This is a genomic window from Sulfurimonas indica (assembly GCF_009192995.1).
Lineage (GTDB): Bacteria > Campylobacterota > Campylobacteria > Campylobacterales > Sulfurimonadaceae > Sulfurimonas > Sulfurimonas indica.
Map to the genome: position 1 here is coordinate 18876 of NZ_SDID01000005.1, position 16476 is coordinate 35351.

The following is a 16476-nucleotide window of genomic DNA, read 5'->3' on the forward strand; positions in this document are numbered from 1 at the left end:
ACTAATAACTACCTTGAAGTTTATTTTTTGGAAGAATTATAACTTTTTTTAGTTCATAATCGTAAAATGTAATCTCTTTTCTTCCATTATAAAGTATATCTCCATGATAGCTAAATCTATCTGTTTGTAAAACAGTGTTTTTTTGCATCAATAACAACTCGCCCACAGCAGCTCCAACAGGAGGAATTAGCGTAGATGCAGAAAGCAAGAAAAGTGTTCCAATAACGATTATGGCAAGTTTGTTACTGAGATACATAACAATGTAACCGGTAATGAGAGTAAAGAACAGGTAGATAATAAGGGATTGATGGTCTGCAAATAAAATATTGTAATAGACTTGAATATTATGTGCATCAATATAGTTCTCTTTTATTCCCAAAAAGAGAAAAAAATCACAAAAAAAGGTAAAAAACATTCCACTGAGTATCATCTGTATAACTTTGCTCATCGTAACCTCTTTATTTTCGTATTGTTTATTTTATAGAGTCTTGAAGCTCTTCCTTCAAAGAGTCCCTGTTTATCTTCTACTATTATATCAGCTTTTTGCTCACAAAAACTTCTCTCATAGTTTCTACCGCTCTCATTTGCTGATGTCGAATAACTCCACTCTAGTTTTCTTAACACTTCAGAGTCTAAAGAGTATGGCGCAATCCGAAAGGCTTGATTTTTTACTATAAAGGTGGTTTTTTTTGCTCGTCTGAGCATCTTTTTTCTACTTTTTGGTATGCGAATATTTGTTTTTTGCAATGTTTTAAAATTTTGAAATACTTTGATAAAGGGTTTGTTTGATTGACGTGATTTTATCTCACGCAGCTTGGCTGCATCTTGAGATAAAAAACCGACAGTTGTGTCGGTTTGCGCGAGGATGATACTCTTTTTTATACGAGAAAGTCTTGAAGTGCTGTTGCTTTGGACCATTTGTCATCTTTCATCTCATCAAGTGCCAAGATGAGTGCACGTGCAGCACTGAGTGTAGTAAAGTATGGGATGCTGCGTTTGAGTACCTCTTGACGAATGACAACCGCATCTTTTTTACTTGTATTGTTATCTGAAGTATTGATTGCCATTGCAATCTCATCATTTTTCATACTGTCTTCAATATTTGGACGACCCTCTGAAATTTTAAGCACTCTTTCACACTCTATACCTGCAGCTACGATTGCCTCTTGTGTTCCTTTTGTCGCAACGAGTTTGAATCCATGTTTAACAAGTCCTGCTGCGATCTCAGCAGCGTGCTGTTTATCAGAATCTACAAAAGAGAGGAAACATGTGCCACCCGTTGGAATCTTGTTACCGGCACTCAGTTGTGATTTTGCAAAAGATACACCGAAGTTTTTACTGATTCCCATAACTTCACCAGTTGATTTCATCTCAGGGCTGAGAACCAAGTCTGCACCATAGAGTTTATGGAAAGGAAATACTGCCTCTTTTACTGAAACATGCCCTTTAAGACGAGGACGAAGCAGACCGTTTGTCTCTTCAACGATATCATACTTGTCATAGTATGCAAGAGAGTCACGAAGATTCTCTCCCATCATAACACGTGTTGCCACTTTTGCCAAAGGCATACCTGTTGCTTTGCTTACAAACGGTACAGTACGGCTTGCACGAGGATTTACTTCTATAAGATAAATTTCACCCTCATAGATAGCATACTGAACATTCATAAGTCCTCGAACACCAAGACCAAGTGCGATCGTTTTAGTTTGGAGTTCTACTTTTTCTATCATCTCTTGGCTTAGATTTACCGGAGGCAGTGAACACGCAGAGTCACCTGAGTGAATTCCAGCCTCTTCGATATGCTGCATAACACTTCCGATGTAGACATCTTCTCCATCAGAGATACAATCCACATCAAGCTCAATGGCCTGGTCAAGGAACTTGTCAATTAGTACCGGTGCTTCATTACTTACAGAGATTGCAAGGTCCATATACTCTTTAAGCTCTGCCTCTGAGTAAACGATACGCATGCCACGTCCACCAAGAACAAATGAAGGACGAACAAGTACAGGATATCCGAGTTTTTCAGCGATTACGTACGACTCCTCTTTTGTACGAGCCAGACCATTTGCAGGTTGTTTGAGTCTATGACGGTTTACAAAGTCAGAGAACTGCTCTCTGTCTTCTGCAAGATCAATGACCGCTGATGGAGTTCCAGATATCTTTGCACCGATTTTTGTCAGACCATCTGCGAGTTTGAGTGGTGTTTGTCCACCAAAATGAACGATGATACCGTCTGGATTTTCCGCTTCGATTACCTCACGCACATGTTCAAAATCAATCGGCTCAAAATAAAGTACATCAGAAGTATCGTAGTCCGTTGAGACTGTTTCAGGGTTACAGTTGTACATAATAGTCTCTATACCCATCTCTTTAAGTGCAAATGCAGCATGAACACAACAGTAATCAAACTCGATTCCCTGACCGATTCTATTTGGTCCACCACCAAGGATGAGTACTTTTTTCTTGTCACTTTGACGTGGTGCAGTTTTAGGAAGTTTTGTAATGTTTGTTGTGGAATAAAGATACGGTGTAAGCGCTTCAAACTCTGCCGCACATGTATCTACTTCATTGTACTCTAGGCTGATTCCAAGTTTTTTTCTTGCTTCATAGACAAGCTCTTCACTGACACTCTCCCCCGAGTTTTTCTTGATAAGTTGTGCAATGCGTTTATCAGAGAATCCATCAACTTTTACTTCTCTCATCAAATCAGCATCAAAGAGGATTTTATCTGTGATTGTCTTCTCTTTTTCCATTAACTCTTGAAGCTGGTATAAAAACCATGGATCGATCTGGCATGTATCAAACATCTCTTTGATGCTCATACTACGTCTAAAACCTTCTGCAACATATAAAATTCTGTCTGCATTAGGGCGACGGATCTCATGACGAACAAACTCATCATCCGCATCGATTTCATCAAATCCACATAGACCTGTCTCTAAAGAACAGAGTGCTTTTTGAACAGACTCTTTAAAAGTACGACCGATTGCCATAACTTCACCGACTGACTTCATAGAAGTAGAGAGTGTGCTTACTGCTTCTGGGAATTTTTCAAATGTAAAACGCGGTACTTTTGTAACAATATAGTCAATGACAGGTTCAAATGCCGCAGGAGTACCTGTGATGTCGTTCGTAATCTCATCAAGTGTAAATCCAACTGCTAAAAGAGTTGCTACTTTTGCGATAGGGTATCCAGTTGCTTTAGATGCCAGTGCAGATGAACGAGATACACGAGGATTCATCTCGATAACAATCATACGTCCGGTTTTTGGATCTATCGAGAACTGAACGTTAGAGCCACCAGTATCGACACCAATCTCACGCAGGATTGCAAAAGATGCATCACGCATTCTTTGGTACTCTTTGTCTGTTAGTGTAAGAGCAGGTGCTACTGTGATACTATCACCTGTGTGAACACCCATAGGGTCAAAGTTTTCAATAGAACAGACGATGATACAGTTGTCCGCTTTATCACGGATAACTTCCATCTCATACTCTTTCCAACCAAGCATAGACTCCATTATCTCTATCTCATTGATAGGAGATGCACTGATACCTTCTGCTGCGAGTTTTTCAAACTCCTCCATATTGTAGGCTACTCCACTACCACCACCGGCAAGTGTAAAAGAAGCACGAGAAATTACCGGAAAACCAATCTCTTTTGCTACTTCTATAGCCTCTTCAACGCTGTATGCATTTTTACTCTTTGGCAGGTCCATACCGATTTTAATCATCGCTTCATTAAAAAGGTGTCTATCTTCCCCTTTTTTGATAGCTTGTGGGTCTGCACCTAGAAACTCTACACCCTCAAGCATTCCTTTTTCATACATGCTCATTGCAACATTAAGTGCAGTTTGTCCACCCATTGTAGGCAAGATGGCATCTACATTTTCATCTTTGATGATTTTTTCAATGATATCTTCTTTGATTGGTTCAATGTAGGTTCTGTCTGCAAATTCAGGGTCTGTCATAATCGTAGCAGGATTTGAGTTGATAAGAACAACACGGTATCCAAGCTCTTTTAGTGTCTTTACTGCTTGTGTTCCTGAGTAGTCAAATTCACATGCCTGACCGATTACAATCGGACCAGAACCTATAAGTAAAATAGTTTTAATGTCGGTGCGTTTTGGCATTTGTTACCTCTTAAATAATCTCTATAAAATTTAGAGATTATAGCTAAGAAGCACTTAATATTTGATGAGGATTAATACTCAAATGTGTAAATCAGAGAAAAAAGTCCTGAATAAATGTAGTTTTTATTGGTAAGTGGAGAGTTTTTTGCACTTTTTGGAATTATGTCATAACGAAGATTGATAAGTGCAGAAAGTTCTTTTGTAAAAGGGTATTTAATGTACGTCTGTGCTCCATATTCTAAACCATTACCAGGTGAGTAAGCAGGTCGGTCTGTTCTTACTTCTGTTGTTTTAACACCATAATAATAATCTATAAATTTTCTTGATTGATAGAGCAAAATAATACTTGGATAAAAAGTGAATTTTCCAGCTTCATATTTGTTGCCAATTTCCATTCTTGTGACCCATGAATTATAGGTCTTGAGCATATCAGCTAAGAGCATAATCTCAATATAGGTCGATTTTTGATAACTTGCAGAAAATGCCAAACCACCTTCCAAGGTTGACTTTCTCTCATCCATACCTTCTAAATAAGTAGAGTCGGATGCTTTATATCCAAGTGTACGAGGCTGGGCAGTAAGTGAAAACCCCCATGCATAATCTTCTTCTCTCTCACCTAGAAAATAGAGCCCAAAACGACTCCATCGTGCATAAACGATGCCATTGTCAAAGAAGATGACAGGTGATGGAAGAATCAAGTCATCTGCACCTTTATATGGTTCAGACTGGATGTAAGGACCAAATCCAAGAGTAAGTTTTTGCTTCTCATCTGCAAAAAGATGTGTGCTAAAAAAGAGTAAGAGAACTAAGAGAAATTTCATCGAACACTCCTGATAATATGAAAATAACTTGGCTCATTTGAGTTGTAATACTGTTCAATAATGGCATTTTGATAGCCTTGCGATTTTGAAATGGAGATAACACGTCCAACTTTAAGACCCTTAAAAAAGATATTGTCAAGTCCGGAAGTTGTCACTTCATCACCTACTTTTATATCAAACCATGCAGGTATAAAGTTTACGACAAGATTTTTATCATTGTTCCCGTGAGCAATGCCGGGTGCTTTGACATCACCGATGTAGACGGCATAGGTACTTTTTATATCTGAGTTGAGTAGTGCAAGAGCTTTTGCATCTTTTGGGATAACAATGCCGGCTACCATTTCTTTATAAATAAGGCCATAAATTTTTGAAGCATTGTAGTCGGGAATTTCAAGCCAAACTCGGTTGAGATTTCCAAACTTTTCATAAGAGATGGCACGTACAAGTTCCGTTCTTGGATCTGTAGCTAATGAAGAGTTGTTCTCTTTATACATATCATCGATTTCGGAAGCAAGTTGTTGCATAACAAGATGATTGTTCTCATATTTTTGGAGTTTTTCTTTTAAGTCTGTAATTTTTTGTACTTGGAAAAAGTGCTTGTTAATTGTGTTCTCAATACTCCGAGTAGTGTTGTGATATGAGATTTTAATACTGTTTAAAAAGGAGAGCAGGGGAGATTGTATTGTATTTGTATAGTAAAGAGCACCCATAAAGAGTGCTAGTAAGATAAGTAAGTATGTAAATAACTTCTTATTCATTCTCAAAAAGTTCTTGTAAGAGGTCTATCTCTTCAAGTGCACGACCAGTTCCGCGTGCAACAGCAAGCAGTGGCTCATCAGCTACAAAAACAGGAATTTTTACAATATCTGAGAGATATTTGTCAAGCTGGCGAATAAGTGCTCCACCACCTGTTAAGATAATACCGTGATTGACAATATCTCCTGCCAAGTCAGGTGGCATCTGCTCTAGCACATCACGAAGTGCTTCTGCGATCTCTTTGAGAGGCTCACGCATAGCATCTTTGGCATCATCTGAAGTCAGTTCTACTGAACTTAAAAGTCCTTCGACCTGATCACGTCCGTTGATAACCATAGAGAGTTCCTGGTCAAGACTCACAGCTGTACCGATGTTGATTTTAATCTCTTCTGCAACACGTTCACCGATAAGAAGATTGTATTTTTTTCTTACGTAGTTCACAATCCCTTGATCAATCTTATCACCCGCTGTACGGATTGACTTTGAAAGTACAAGTCCACCAAGAGAAACTACACCGATTTCTGTTGTACCGCCACCGATATCAACAACAAGATTTCCCTGTGGTTCGCGGATGTCTACACCAGCACCGATTGCTGCTGCCATTGGCTCTTCGATAAGAAATACCTCACGTGCACCGGCACTAAGAGCTGACTCCCGAACAGCTTTACGCTCAACTTGCGTGAGACCGTAAGGAACACAGATAATGATACGAGGAGAGATTAAAGAGCTTCTTCCATGTGCTTTTTCTATGAACTTTCGAATCATCTTCTCTGTCATATCAAAGTCAGCAATGACACCGTCACGCATAGGACGAATAGCTTTGATATTTCCTGGAGTTTTACCTACCATCTCTTTTGCTTCATGTCCGACAGCCAAAACTCTTGTCTGCCCGTATTTTTCTGTTTTTACTGCAACTACAGATGGTTCGTTGATTATAATACCGCGACCTTTGGCAATTACAATCGTATTTGCAGTACCAAGGTCAATTGACAAGTCGTTTGAAAAAAGTCCTACTATTTTGTTAAATATCATCTATCTCGCCTTATGCTGTTTTTTGTGTTGATTTTTTAATATATACCGGCTTTTCACCATCTTCGATAACCTCTTTCGTAATAAGAAGCTCATATCCTGCATACTCTGGAAGTTCATACATGATCTCTATCATACTCTCTTCCATAATTGCACGAAGACCACGTGCTCCGGTTTTACGTTTGATTGCTTTTTGTGCAATGGCACGAAGTGCATCTTCTTCAAAGTTGAGCTCTACATCATCGATTGCAAAAAGTTTTTTGTACTGTTTTACAAGAGAGTTTTTAGGCTCTGTGAGGATGCGCACCATATCATCTTCTGTGATTTCATTGAGAGATGCGATGATTGGGAGACGACCGACAAGTTCAGGAATAAGTCCATAATGTACTAAATCATCAGGCTCTACCATATCAAAAGTAGGTTTTGCTTCATCTTTTGTCTTCTTCTCATGCCCAAAACCAAGAACATTTTCACCCTGTTTACGCTTGAGAATCTCTTCTAAACCATCAAATGCTCCGCCACAGATAAAGAGGATATTTGTTGTGTCAATTGCAGTGAACTCCTGGTTTGGATGCTTTCTTCCACCTTTTGGCGGGATATTTACAGATGAGCCTTCAATAATTTTAAGCAGTGCCTGTTGCACTCCCTCACCACTTACATCACGAGTGATAGAACGGTTTTCGCTCATACGTGAGACTTTGTCTATCTCATCGAGAAAGATGATCCCTTTTTGTGCACGCTCTACATCACCGTCTGCTGCCTGGATGAGTTTTGTCAAGATATTTTCAACATCTTCACCAACGTATCCGGCTTCTGTCAGACTTGTCGCATCAGCAATGGCAATAGGAACATTCAGCACTCGTGCAATCGTCTGTGCCATCAATGTTTTACCAGATCCTGTCGGACCAATGAGAAGAACATTTGATTTTGCAATCTCTGTATCATCGTCAACTGCATTATGCATTTTAAAGATTCTTTTGTAATGGTTATAAACAGCTACACTGATAAGTTTTCTAGCTCTCTCTTGACCAATGACATAATCTCCTAAAAATTTGTCAAGTTCTTTAGGCGTCATCAGTTTTTCTACATGTTCCGTGAGTTTAGCATTATTTTGGCTTGCTAGCTCTTTTTCATCACCAAACATGATTTTATAAGCAGAGAAAACACAATTTTTACAGATGTAAACACCATTTCCAGCGATGAGTGGATTCTCTTCACTCTCGCTTGCATCACAAAAACTACAATGTCTGTGTATCATTTTTCTAACCCTTTTCTCTCAAATGGAATTCCGCGTTTTGTTTTAATAACGAAATTACATAAATCAATCACATAGTGATTTTTCGTATTTTCCAGTAGCTCACTTGCTGTATCTTTGAGCGGTTTTCCAGACTCAAAAAGCTCACGGTAAGCAGATTTGAGCGCGTTGATGTCTTCTCTTTCAATATTACGGCGAAGTCCCGTGAGGTTCAGTCCACGAAGCGTTGCACGGTTACCTTCAGCCATACAAAATGGAGGAATGTCTTGCGCGAGTGCTGAAGCACCGCCAACCATCGCATAATCTCCAATGTGCACAAACTGATGTACCGGTGTCATTCCACCGATAACAACATAGTCACCAAGTTCTACATGACCGGCTAAGGTTGCGGCATTCGCCAAAATACAGTGGTTACCAATAATAACATCATGTCCCAAGTGCACATAACCCATAAAAAGATTATGATTTCCGATGATAGTTTTTCCACCACCGCCTTTTGTTCCGGGATTAAAGAGTGTAAACTCCCGGATAGTATTGTCATCACCGATAATAAGTTCTACATCTTCACCGTTGTATTTCAAATCTTGAGGGATGGAACCAATGACTGCGTGAGAGAAGATACGGTTGTTCTTTCCAATCGTTGTCTTTCCATAGATACATGTGTTTTGCGCAATCGTTGTACCATCACCAATCGTCGCATCTTTAGAGATAAAACAAAAGGGAGCTATTTCAACATTTTCTCCAATGACTGCACCATCTTCAATAATGGCTAATTCAGATATCTTACGACTCGGCATTTAGTGCCTCCCTGCATTGAACTTTAGTTCTGATACTCAAAACTTTGCCTATTTGTCCACTATCATAGCTTTAAGTTCAGCTTCACTTGTTAATTTTCCATCAACATAAGCTTCCCCTTTAAGCAGCCAGATAGCACCTTTGTTCTTAATAACAGAAATCTTGTACTCAAGTTTGTCACCTGGTTTTACAGGAGAACGAAACTTAGCCTTGTCAATGCTCATAAAATAAACAACTTTGTTTTGAATCTCTTCTTCTGTAACATCGTCCATGCTTTTAAAAGCAAGGATTCCACCGGCTTGTGCCATACCTTCAAGTATCATAACACCCGGGTAGATTGGGTGACCTGGGAAGTGCCCTTCAAAAACAGGCTCAGAGATTGAGACGTTTTTATAAGCGATGATAGACTCTTTTGGGTTGAGTTCTGTAACGCGGTCTACGAGTAAGAAAGGGTAACGGTGCGGAAGAATTTTTTGTATGTCCATAACATCCATAAGCATATTGAAAAACCTTATAATAATAATTTTGGATATTTTAGCAAAATTTTTATTATAAAACGATTAGCTTTTCTCTAGTGTCTTCGTAGGTTTTTGTATCGAGTGTAAGTGTGAGCTTGGTATTAGGAATTTTTGAAACAACGATAATTGGGCTTAGATCATAAGCAAATCCGGAGATTTTTTCTCTTAAGTCTAACTCTTCATCTATACTTGGAGGATTATAGATAAGCTCTTTTATATCTTTGTAAGAAGTTGAAAAAAAGTCATTACAAAACGCAAGTGTGATAAATTTTACCTCTTGGCGGTTCATATAATGCACATTGTCTATGGCAAATTCTATACGCCCTTGCGCACGTTTCCTTGGCAGTGTCGAGTAGGAGAGAGCATAGGCATCAATGAGCTCTTTTTTCCCAGAAATCAGCTTACAAAAAAACTGTCGGTAGTTTAAGAACTTTTGTCTGATGATTTTGTACTCTTTTTTCTCATCTTCAAGTTTGTTGCGTGAGCTGTAAAGTGCGAGTCTCTCTTCAATGGAAGCGGGCATAATCTGTCCTGAAATTGGTGAGAACATCTCATCCATCAGTTTGTCCTGCTGTTCACGCTGCATGGTAAGCCCATAGATACAGCCACAATAATCTTGGCGATAAAGTTGTTCTTCTTTTGTCACTCTGCTTTGGTCTTGTGTCCCGCCACCGCTTCGATAGTCTACGGCAATAAACTCAACACCATGTTTTGCATGAAAATCATCACCGACACGTTTGAGCTGCTCTTGGGACTTTAAAGGAGAAACCAAAAGTGTTGTAGTGATTTTATCTTCACCAAGTTCAAGGGCTTTTTGTGCGCTTGTTAAAAAACGCTTGTCAAAACAGACTTCACAGCGTGCACCTTTTTCAGGCTCTTGTTCAAGACCTCGTACAGCATTGAGCCATGACTCATAATCATATTCGCCTTCAATCAGTTCAATACCAAGTTTTTTACAACTTCTCTCAACATCCAAAAGTCGGAGTTTATACTCGGAATAGGGATGGATGTTGGGGTCATAAAAAAAGCCCGTGAGCTTTTCATCAGGAAAATCCTCTTTGAGCTTCTCTAGAAAAAAATGTGAATCAACACTGCAACAGATATGGACTAAAATAAGATGTCCTTACGCTTTTGTTTCGTGAATCTCGATAGTTTTGATGTCATCTTGTCCCTCAATTGAATCAAGTACCGCAAAACTCTCTGTATCATCTTCTTCGATTCCGCCAAAAACAGTGTGAACACCGTCAAGGTGAGGACATGGAACAAAACAGATAAAGAACTGGCTTCCACCAGTGTTAGGACCTGCGTGAGCCATTGAAAGTGTACCTTTTACGTGTCTGTGTGTGTTTTTATCCGTCTCACATGCGATCGCCCAATCCGGACCACCAGTACCAGTTCCATGCGGACAACCACCTTGAGCCATAAAGCCCGGGATTACGCGATGAAAGTTAAGGTTGTCATAAAAACCGCTTTGTGCCAGGTGAGCAAAGTTTGCTACCGTGTTTGGTGTTTCTTCTGGATAGAGCTTGATCCAGATATCACCCTTGTTTGTTACGATTTTTGCATATTGGAGTTTTGCCAACTCATCTTCGCTTAAATTATACTCTTTTAATTGTGTGCTTCTTCCAAACATTTTTTGAAACCTTTTATTTTTTAAATTTGTGAAATTATAGTTAAATTTTTTAAATCTTAGTATAATCACCCTATGAAAACGCACTCACTCTTTGGAAATATGACGATAAAAAAAGCCAATATCTTAACGATTATTGTTATATTTATTTTTAGTCTGATTTTTGTCTCTTTGCTTGTCAATGAGATGTATAAAGATTATGAATTGGCACTACACCAGAGTGTCATGATGCAGGTTGATGGAAAAGTAAATACCGAGCTTATAAAAGAAAATAAACAAAAGCTCAAAACTCTTCTCATAAAAACAGTTCTTGCCATCGTAACACTCTCTTTTATCATCTTTGCCATAGCTCTTGGGTTTTACAAAATTTTAAATATGATTTTACAGAGTGATATAGAGAAGTTTTTAGAGTTCTTTGAAAAAGCTGCTCATGAAGAGAAACTGATAGACCCCAAAGAGATATTTTTTCAAGATTTTAAATATATGGTTACGTATGCAAATGAGATGGTAAGAACGATAGCCGAGCAAAAGCATTCCCTGCGTGAGCTTAATCTACACCTAGAAGATAGAGTAAAAGAAAAAACTCGTTCTTTAGAAATCATTAACGAGAATTTAGGAAAAGAAAAACAGTTTTCAGAAGAGATTTTAAAAGCACAAAAAGAGTTTTTACGTTACACAGTTCATGAAACAAACACGCCTCTAAGTGTAATCTTGACAAATATTGAGCTCCATACGATGAAGCATGGTAGAGATAAACATCTCTCAAAGATAGAAGCTGCTGTAAAGAATATATTTAGTATTTATGATGATTTGAGCTATCTTGTTAAAAAAGATCAGCTTGAGTATCCAAAAAGCGTAATAAATTTAGAAAAATACATACAGAGTCGAATAGAGTTCTTTAGTGAGGTTGCAGAACAATCTTTGCTACATTTTGATTATACAACAAAGGTTTTGGATGCGCATATCTATTTTAATGAAACCAAACTACAAAGAGTAGTGGACAATACGCTTACAAATGCGATTAAATATACATTGCCAAAAGAGACGATTTTTGTAACACTTAAACGTGTCGGTTCAAATGTGGAGTTTGCGGTCGGTAGTAAATCAAAAGCCATTGAAAATCAAGAGAAGATATTTGAACCTTTTTATAGAGAGGGAAATGTTATCAAAGAGCGAGATGGTTTTGGACTTGGGCTCAAGTTGGTGCAAAAAATATGTGAAGAAGAAGATATAGATATACTTTTAGACTCCAATGAAGAGAGAACAACATTTGCATACAGATTTAAAATGATGGGTGAATAATGAAGATACTTTTACTAGAAGATGAGGTTATGCTCAATGAATCGATCAGAGAATATCTAGAATCTGATGGTCATATTGTAGATGCATTTTTTGACGGTATGCAGGCTTTTGATGTGATACAAAAAAATGCCTATGATTTGCTTGTCTTAGATATCAATGTACCTGGGATTGATGGGCTGAGTGTATTAGAGAAGATTCACACGCTTAAAATTCATATACCGACAATTTATATCAGTGCATTAGTAGATATTGAAGATATCTCACGTGCCTATGATTTAGGCTGTAATGATTACCTGAAAAAACCTTTTCATCTAAAAGAGCTCTCTTTAAAGATAGATAGAATAAAACTTGCAGATGACACACCACAACTGCATTTGCGTCTTTCAAAAAATTATTCATATGACCAAGAGCACAACAGACTACTTTTTAAGCAAGAGCCACAGACTTTGACAAAACGTCAATCACAAATCATAGATATTTTGGCTCGAAATAGAGGCATGGTTGTCAACTTTGAACAATTCAGTGAATATGTTTGGGATGATTATCTTGTTGATAATGCCACAATTCGTGCAGAGGTCAACCGGCTCAAAAAAATCCTTCATGAAGATATCATAGTTAATGTACGTGGTATGGGATATATGATAGAGAAATACTCGTAAAGTTGTTGCAACTCTGCACAACTGCTGTATAAAAGATATGATTTATCATCGAAAATAGTCAATTGCTATATTCATGCTATATTTATATCTTATTATTGCTCCATCACTATAAGGAGTTTATAAATGAGAAAGATAGCATTTAGTGTAGTGTCATTAATGGCAGTGACAGCTTTAAGTGCAGGTACCGATGGTGTAAACACCAAGTTGCAACATGGGAAAGATGCAGCAAAAGTATCTGCAAGTTCAGAGTCTGTAGATGATTTGAGTTCAATGTTTAGTGAAGGTACAGTTAGTGGACAAATCCGTATGTTCTATGTTGATAGAAAATATCAAGGTAGTTTGGGAGTTAATACTCATAGAGCTACAACAGCGCTTGGGGGACATTTGAAATTTGAAACTGCTAAATTCAATGGTTTTAATATGGCAGCTGCTTTTTATACAACACAAGATACAGGATTAAATCCATATGATGTACAAGATCCATCACTGTTAGGTACAGGACTTGAATCATATTCTATTTTAGGAGAAGGTTATATAGGGTACAGTTTTGCGGATTTAGGTTATAAAACAGATGCAAAACTTGGGTACCAACGTTATGATGTACCTATGATGGGTTCTGATGATGCACGTATGCTTCCAAATACATTTAGAGCATATAAACTTGTAAGTCATGATATAACAAATACAACATTACAAATTGCACATGTTGATAGAATTGCTTATGGTACATTTAGAAACGTATATAGTTTTACAGGAACAAATGCAGCAAAAGCTATGTTGGCTACAACATCAGGTTATCCAGCAAATGGAGAAATAGAAGCTGGAAAATACTATAATTTAGGAATGGCTACAGTTGGTAAAAAAACCGATGGGGTAACAAATGTTCTTGTTAAATATACTACAAAACATTTTCATGTAAAGGTATCTAATGATTATGCATGGGATATGTATAATACACTTTATGCAGATGCTGGAACTTCATGGGATTGTTTATTAAATAGTGATATTCATCCATTTTTACAGGCACAAATAATTAAACAAAATAGTGTTGGTGCTAAATATATGAAAAATTTAGCAGAGAGTGATAATGGGGAGATAGATTCTCTATATTGGGCTGCTAAGTTTGGAGCAAAATATGCAGGATTTGCTGCTTATATAGCCTATTCACAAACAAGTGAGAATAGTGATACAGATATAGTAAATAATCAATATAAAAATGCAATCATTTCTCAATTTGGTGGTATGCCAGCATATACACAAGGTATGGTGACACGTCATCAATTTTTAGCGGGAACAAAAGCAACAAAAGTTGCTGCAGTTTACTCATTTAAAAATCTTGGTGTAAATCTTTCAGCAGCAGCATATTATACATCATTTGATATGGATAAAAATAGTGGTTATGGTATAGCTAGAACAGCGACTGAACCAGGTTTTGATATCAAGTACTATCCTAAAGCACTAAAAAACAAACTGCAGCTTCGTTTTCGTGGAAACTTTCCTAGAAAGTTTTATGAAAGTACAAGCGGAGATTTAGGCTGGAATGAGTACAGATTTATCGCAAATTATAACTTCTAAAAGGAGAAGAAAATGGAAAAAGATATTGTTGAAAAAATTAAGGCCAATCCTGATTATCAGGAGTTGGTTTCTAAAAGAACAAGTTTTTCTATAAAACTTACAATTGCAATGCTGGTAGTTTATTTTGCATTCATATTAACTATCGCATTTAACCCGTCTGCATTGGCTGTTCCACTCTCTGAGGGTTCGGTTACTACTATTGGTATTCCAATTGGTATGGCTGTTATAGCATTTGCTTTTATTTTAACAGGCATCTATACAAAAAGAGCAAACGGTGAGTTTGACGACTTGGCAAACAAAATTAAAGAATCGATAAAGGATAATTAGATGTTTAACAGAGTATTTTTATTTTTAATACTGGGTTCTATTGCTGTTTTTGCATCTGGAACGATCGAAGGTGAGATACAAAAACAAGCGCTTAACATTCCTGCAATTGTAATGTTCATTATCTTTGTAGGGGCGACTTTAGGTATTACATACTGGGCAGCAAAACGTACAAAGAGTGCTAAGGACTTCTACACAGCAGGTGGAGGAATTACAGGTTTTCAAAATGGTATGGCAATCGCGGGTGACTATATGTCTGCGGCGTCATTCTTGGGTATTTCCGGACTTGTATATTTAAAAGGATATGATGGGCTTATCTACTCTATTGGTTTCTTGGTTGGTTGGCCAATTATTCTTTTCATTATCGCTGAGCCTTTAAGAAATTTAGGAAAATATACGTTTGCTGATGTTGCTTCATATCGACTGCGTCAAACGCCTATTCGTACTTTAGCGGCATCTGGTTCTATTGCTACTGTAATTTTATATCTTATCGCACAGATGGTTGGGTCTGGTAAACTTATTCAACTTCTCTTTGGTCTACAGTATGAAGTAGCGGTCATCTTAGTTGGTGTGTTGATGATTTTATATGTAACATTTGGTGGTATGCTAGCTACTACATGGGTACAGATTATCAAGGCGTTTTTACTCCTTTCAGGTGCGACATTTATGGCGATAGCTGTTATGGCACATTATGACTTTAGTTTTGGTTCACTCTTTGCTCACGCAACAGAACTTAAAGGTGTAGAGATCATGAATCCTGGTGGATTGGTAAGTGATCCGGTTTCAGCTATTTCACTGGCAGTTGCACTGATGTTTGGTACAGCTGGTCTGCCACATATTTTGATGAGATTTTTTACTGTAAGTGATGCAAAAGAGGCTCGTAAATCAGTATTTTTTGCAACTGGATTTATCGGGTATTTTTATATTTTGACATTTATCATCGGTTTTGGTGCTATCGTTATGGTTTATAAAAATCCACACTATTTAGATCTTGCAAAGCAAGCAGTTAGTGGAGGTTTTCCAATCTTAGGTGGAAACAATATGGCAGCGATTCACCTCTCTCACGCAGTTGGTGGTGACTTCTTCTTAGGATTTATTTCAGCAGTTGCATTTGCTACAATTTTAGCAGTTGTATCTGGTCTGACACTTGCAGGTGCTTCTGCAATCAGTCATGACCTTTATGCTTCAGTATTTAAAAAAGGTCAAGTTGATGGTCTTAAAGAGATGCGAGTAAGTAAAATAGCTACAGTTGGTCTTGGAATCGTTGCTATCATTATGGGTATTGCATTTGAGAAACAAAATATTGCTTTCGTTGTTGGTCTTGCTTTTGCTATTGCAGCATCTGCAAACTTCCCAGTACTGCTTCTTTCAATGTACTGGAAAAAACTTACAACGCGTGGTGCTGTAATTGGTGGAAGTCTTGGACTTGCAACAGCTGTTATCCTTGTTATATTAGGTCCTATTGTATGGGTTCAAATCTTAGGAAATGCAGAAGCAATTTTCCCATATAAATATCCGGCACTTTTCTCTGTAACGGTATCATTTATAGCGATTTACTTCTTGAGTATTACAGATAACTCTGAGAATGCAAAAGAGGAGAGAGAAAAATTTGAGGCACAATACATTAGAAGTCAAACAGGTATTGGTGCTGAGGGTGCAAGTGAGCATTAAGAACT

16 protein-coding genes are annotated in these 16476 nt (G+C 37.7%); 5 read left to right on the forward strand and 11 right to left on the reverse strand.

All coding sequences use genetic code 11. The features are described 5' to 3' along the window. Position 1: 1 nt before the first annotated feature. The 11 genes from ES948_RS02970 to ES948_RS03020 form a co-directional block, all read right to left on the reverse strand. Positions 2–448 carry a hypothetical protein gene (locus ES948_RS02970; RefSeq protein WP_152183454.1) on the reverse strand — a complete coding sequence of 149 codons (447 nt, stop codon included), beginning with the start codon at positions 446–448 and terminating at the stop codon, positions 2–4. Beyond that, a complete protein-coding gene (locus ES948_RS02975; RefSeq protein ID WP_152183455.1) occupies positions 445–918 on the reverse strand; it encodes a Sua5/YciO/YrdC/YwlC family protein in 474 nt (157 codons plus the stop codon). Before ES948_RS02975 ends, ES948_RS02970 begins: the two co-directional genes overlap by 4 nt. Continuing rightward, entirely contained in the window at positions 879–4136 is a 3258-nt protein-coding gene (gene carB / locus ES948_RS02980) for a carbamoyl-phosphate synthase large subunit (RefSeq protein ID WP_152183456.1), read from the reverse strand. The genes ES948_RS02975 and carB overlap by 40 nt, the downstream gene beginning before the upstream one ends. Positions 4137–4207: 71 nt before the next feature. Then, positions 4208–4957: a MipA/OmpV family protein gene (locus ES948_RS02985; RefSeq protein WP_152183457.1), complete on the reverse strand. Its 750-nt coding sequence runs from the start codon at positions 4955–4957 to the stop codon at positions 4208–4210. Further along, a complete protein-coding gene (gene mreC, locus ES948_RS02990) occupies positions 4954–5715 on the reverse strand; it encodes a rod shape-determining protein MreC (protein WP_152183458.1) in 762 nt (253 codons plus the stop codon). Before mreC ends, ES948_RS02985 begins: the two co-directional genes overlap by 4 nt. Further along, positions 5708–6745, reverse strand: a complete 1038-nt coding sequence (locus tag ES948_RS02995) for a rod shape-determining protein (protein WP_152183459.1) — start codon at positions 6743–6745, stop codon at positions 5708–5710. The genes mreC and ES948_RS02995 overlap by 8 nt, the downstream gene beginning before the upstream one ends. A gap of 10 nt (positions 6746–6755) precedes the next feature. Beyond that, a complete protein-coding gene (gene clpX, locus ES948_RS03000) occupies positions 6756–8000 on the reverse strand; it encodes an ATP-dependent Clp protease ATP-binding subunit ClpX (protein ID WP_152183460.1) in 1245 nt (414 codons plus the stop codon). Further along, positions 7997–8794 carry an acyl-ACP--UDP-N-acetylglucosamine O-acyltransferase gene (gene lpxA, locus ES948_RS03005; RefSeq protein ID WP_152183461.1) on the reverse strand — a complete coding sequence of 266 codons (798 nt, stop codon included), beginning with the start codon at positions 8792–8794 and terminating at the stop codon, positions 7997–7999. Before lpxA ends, clpX begins: the two co-directional genes overlap by 4 nt. Before the next feature lie 48 nt (positions 8795–8842). Next, entirely contained in the window at positions 8843–9292 is a 450-nt protein-coding gene (fabZ, locus tag ES948_RS03010; RefSeq protein ID WP_152183462.1) for a 3-hydroxyacyl-ACP dehydratase FabZ, read from the reverse strand. Positions 9293–9341: 49 nt separating this feature from the next. Then, complete coding sequence (locus ES948_RS03015) at positions 9342–10424, reverse strand: epoxyqueuosine reductase QueH (protein WP_152183463.1); 1083 nt, start codon at positions 10422–10424, stop codon at positions 9342–9344. A 9-nt stretch (positions 10425–10433) separates the two neighbouring features. Further along, the gene (locus ES948_RS03020; protein WP_152183464.1) at positions 10434–10943 is read right to left on the reverse strand and encodes a peptidylprolyl isomerase; all 510 of its coding nucleotides are present in this window, start codon (positions 10941–10943) and stop codon (positions 10434–10436) included. 72 nt (positions 10944–11015) lie between these two features. On the opposite strand from ES948_RS03020, the gene ES948_RS03025 reads away from it, so the two are divergent. The 5 genes from ES948_RS03025 (at position 11016) to ES948_RS03045 (ending at position 16471) form a co-directional block, all read left to right on the forward strand. Next, positions 11016–12242 carry a sensor histidine kinase gene (locus ES948_RS03025; RefSeq protein WP_152183465.1) on the forward strand — a complete coding sequence of 409 codons (1227 nt, stop codon included), beginning with the start codon at positions 11016–11018 and terminating at the stop codon, positions 12240–12242. Continuing rightward, on the forward strand, positions 12242–12901 hold the full coding sequence (locus ES948_RS03030; RefSeq protein ID WP_152183466.1) for a response regulator transcription factor: 660 nt from the start codon (positions 12242–12244) through the stop codon (positions 12899–12901). Before ES948_RS03025 ends, ES948_RS03030 begins: the two co-directional genes overlap by 1 nt. Positions 12902–13024: 123 nt before the next feature. Then, positions 13025–14476: an OprD family outer membrane porin gene (locus tag ES948_RS03035; protein ID WP_246153810.1), complete on the forward strand. Its 1452-nt coding sequence runs from the start codon at positions 13025–13027 to the stop codon at positions 14474–14476. A 12-nt stretch (positions 14477–14488) separates the two neighbouring features. Next, positions 14489–14803 carry a DUF485 domain-containing protein gene (locus ES948_RS03040; RefSeq protein WP_152183467.1) on the forward strand — a complete coding sequence of 105 codons (315 nt, stop codon included), beginning with the start codon at positions 14489–14491 and terminating at the stop codon, positions 14801–14803. Beyond that, the gene (locus ES948_RS03045; RefSeq protein ID WP_152183468.1) at positions 14804–16471 is read left to right on the forward strand and encodes a cation acetate symporter; all 1668 of its coding nucleotides are present in this window, start codon (positions 14804–14806) and stop codon (positions 16469–16471) included. Positions 16472–16476: the final 5 nt, after the last annotated feature.

Coding starts and splice junctions, on each gene's coding strand:
- ES948_RS02970 (WP_152183454.1), bottom strand. CDS start 448: ATGAGCAAAGTTATACAGATGATACTCAGTGGAATGTTTTTTACCTTT.
- ES948_RS02975 (WP_152183455.1), bottom strand. CDS start 918: ATGGTCCAAAGCAACAGCACTTCAAGACTTTCTCGTATAAAAAAGAGT.
- carB (WP_152183456.1), bottom strand. CDS start 4,136: ATGCCAAAACGCACCGACATTAAAACTATTTTACTTATAGGTTCTGGT.
- ES948_RS02985 (WP_152183457.1), bottom strand. CDS start 4,957: ATGAAATTTCTCTTAGTTCTCTTACTCTTTTTTAGCACACATCTTTTT.
- mreC (WP_152183458.1), bottom strand. CDS start 5,715: ATGAATAAGAAGTTATTTACATACTTACTTATCTTACTAGCACTCTTT.
- ES948_RS02995 (WP_152183459.1), bottom strand. CDS start 6,745: ATGATATTTAACAAAATAGTAGGACTTTTTTCAAACGACTTGTCAATT.
- clpX (WP_152183460.1), bottom strand. CDS start 8,000: ATGATACACAGACATTGTAGTTTTTGTGATGCAAGCGAGAGTGAAGAG.
- lpxA (WP_152183461.1), bottom strand. CDS start 8,794: ATGCCGAGTCGTAAGATATCTGAATTAGCCATTATTGAAGATGGTGCA.
- fabZ (WP_152183462.1), bottom strand. CDS start 9,292: ATGCTTATGGATGTTATGGACATACAAAAAATTCTTCCGCACCGTTAC.
- ES948_RS03020 (WP_152183464.1), bottom strand. CDS start 10,943: ATGTTTGGAAGAAGCACACAATTAAAAGAGTATAATTTAAGCGAAGAT.
- ES948_RS03025 (WP_152183465.1), top strand. CDS start 11,016: ATGAAAACGCACTCACTCTTTGGAAATATGACGATAAAAAAAGCCAAT.
- ES948_RS03030 (WP_152183466.1), top strand. CDS start 12,242: ATGAAGATACTTTTACTAGAAGATGAGGTTATGCTCAATGAATCGATC.
- ES948_RS03035 (WP_246153810.1), top strand. CDS start 13,025: ATGAGAAAGATAGCATTTAGTGTAGTGTCATTAATGGCAGTGACAGCT.
- ES948_RS03040 (WP_152183467.1), top strand. CDS start 14,489: ATGGAAAAAGATATTGTTGAAAAAATTAAGGCCAATCCTGATTATCAG.
- ES948_RS03045 (WP_152183468.1), top strand. CDS start 14,804: ATGTTTAACAGAGTATTTTTATTTTTAATACTGGGTTCTATTGCTGTT.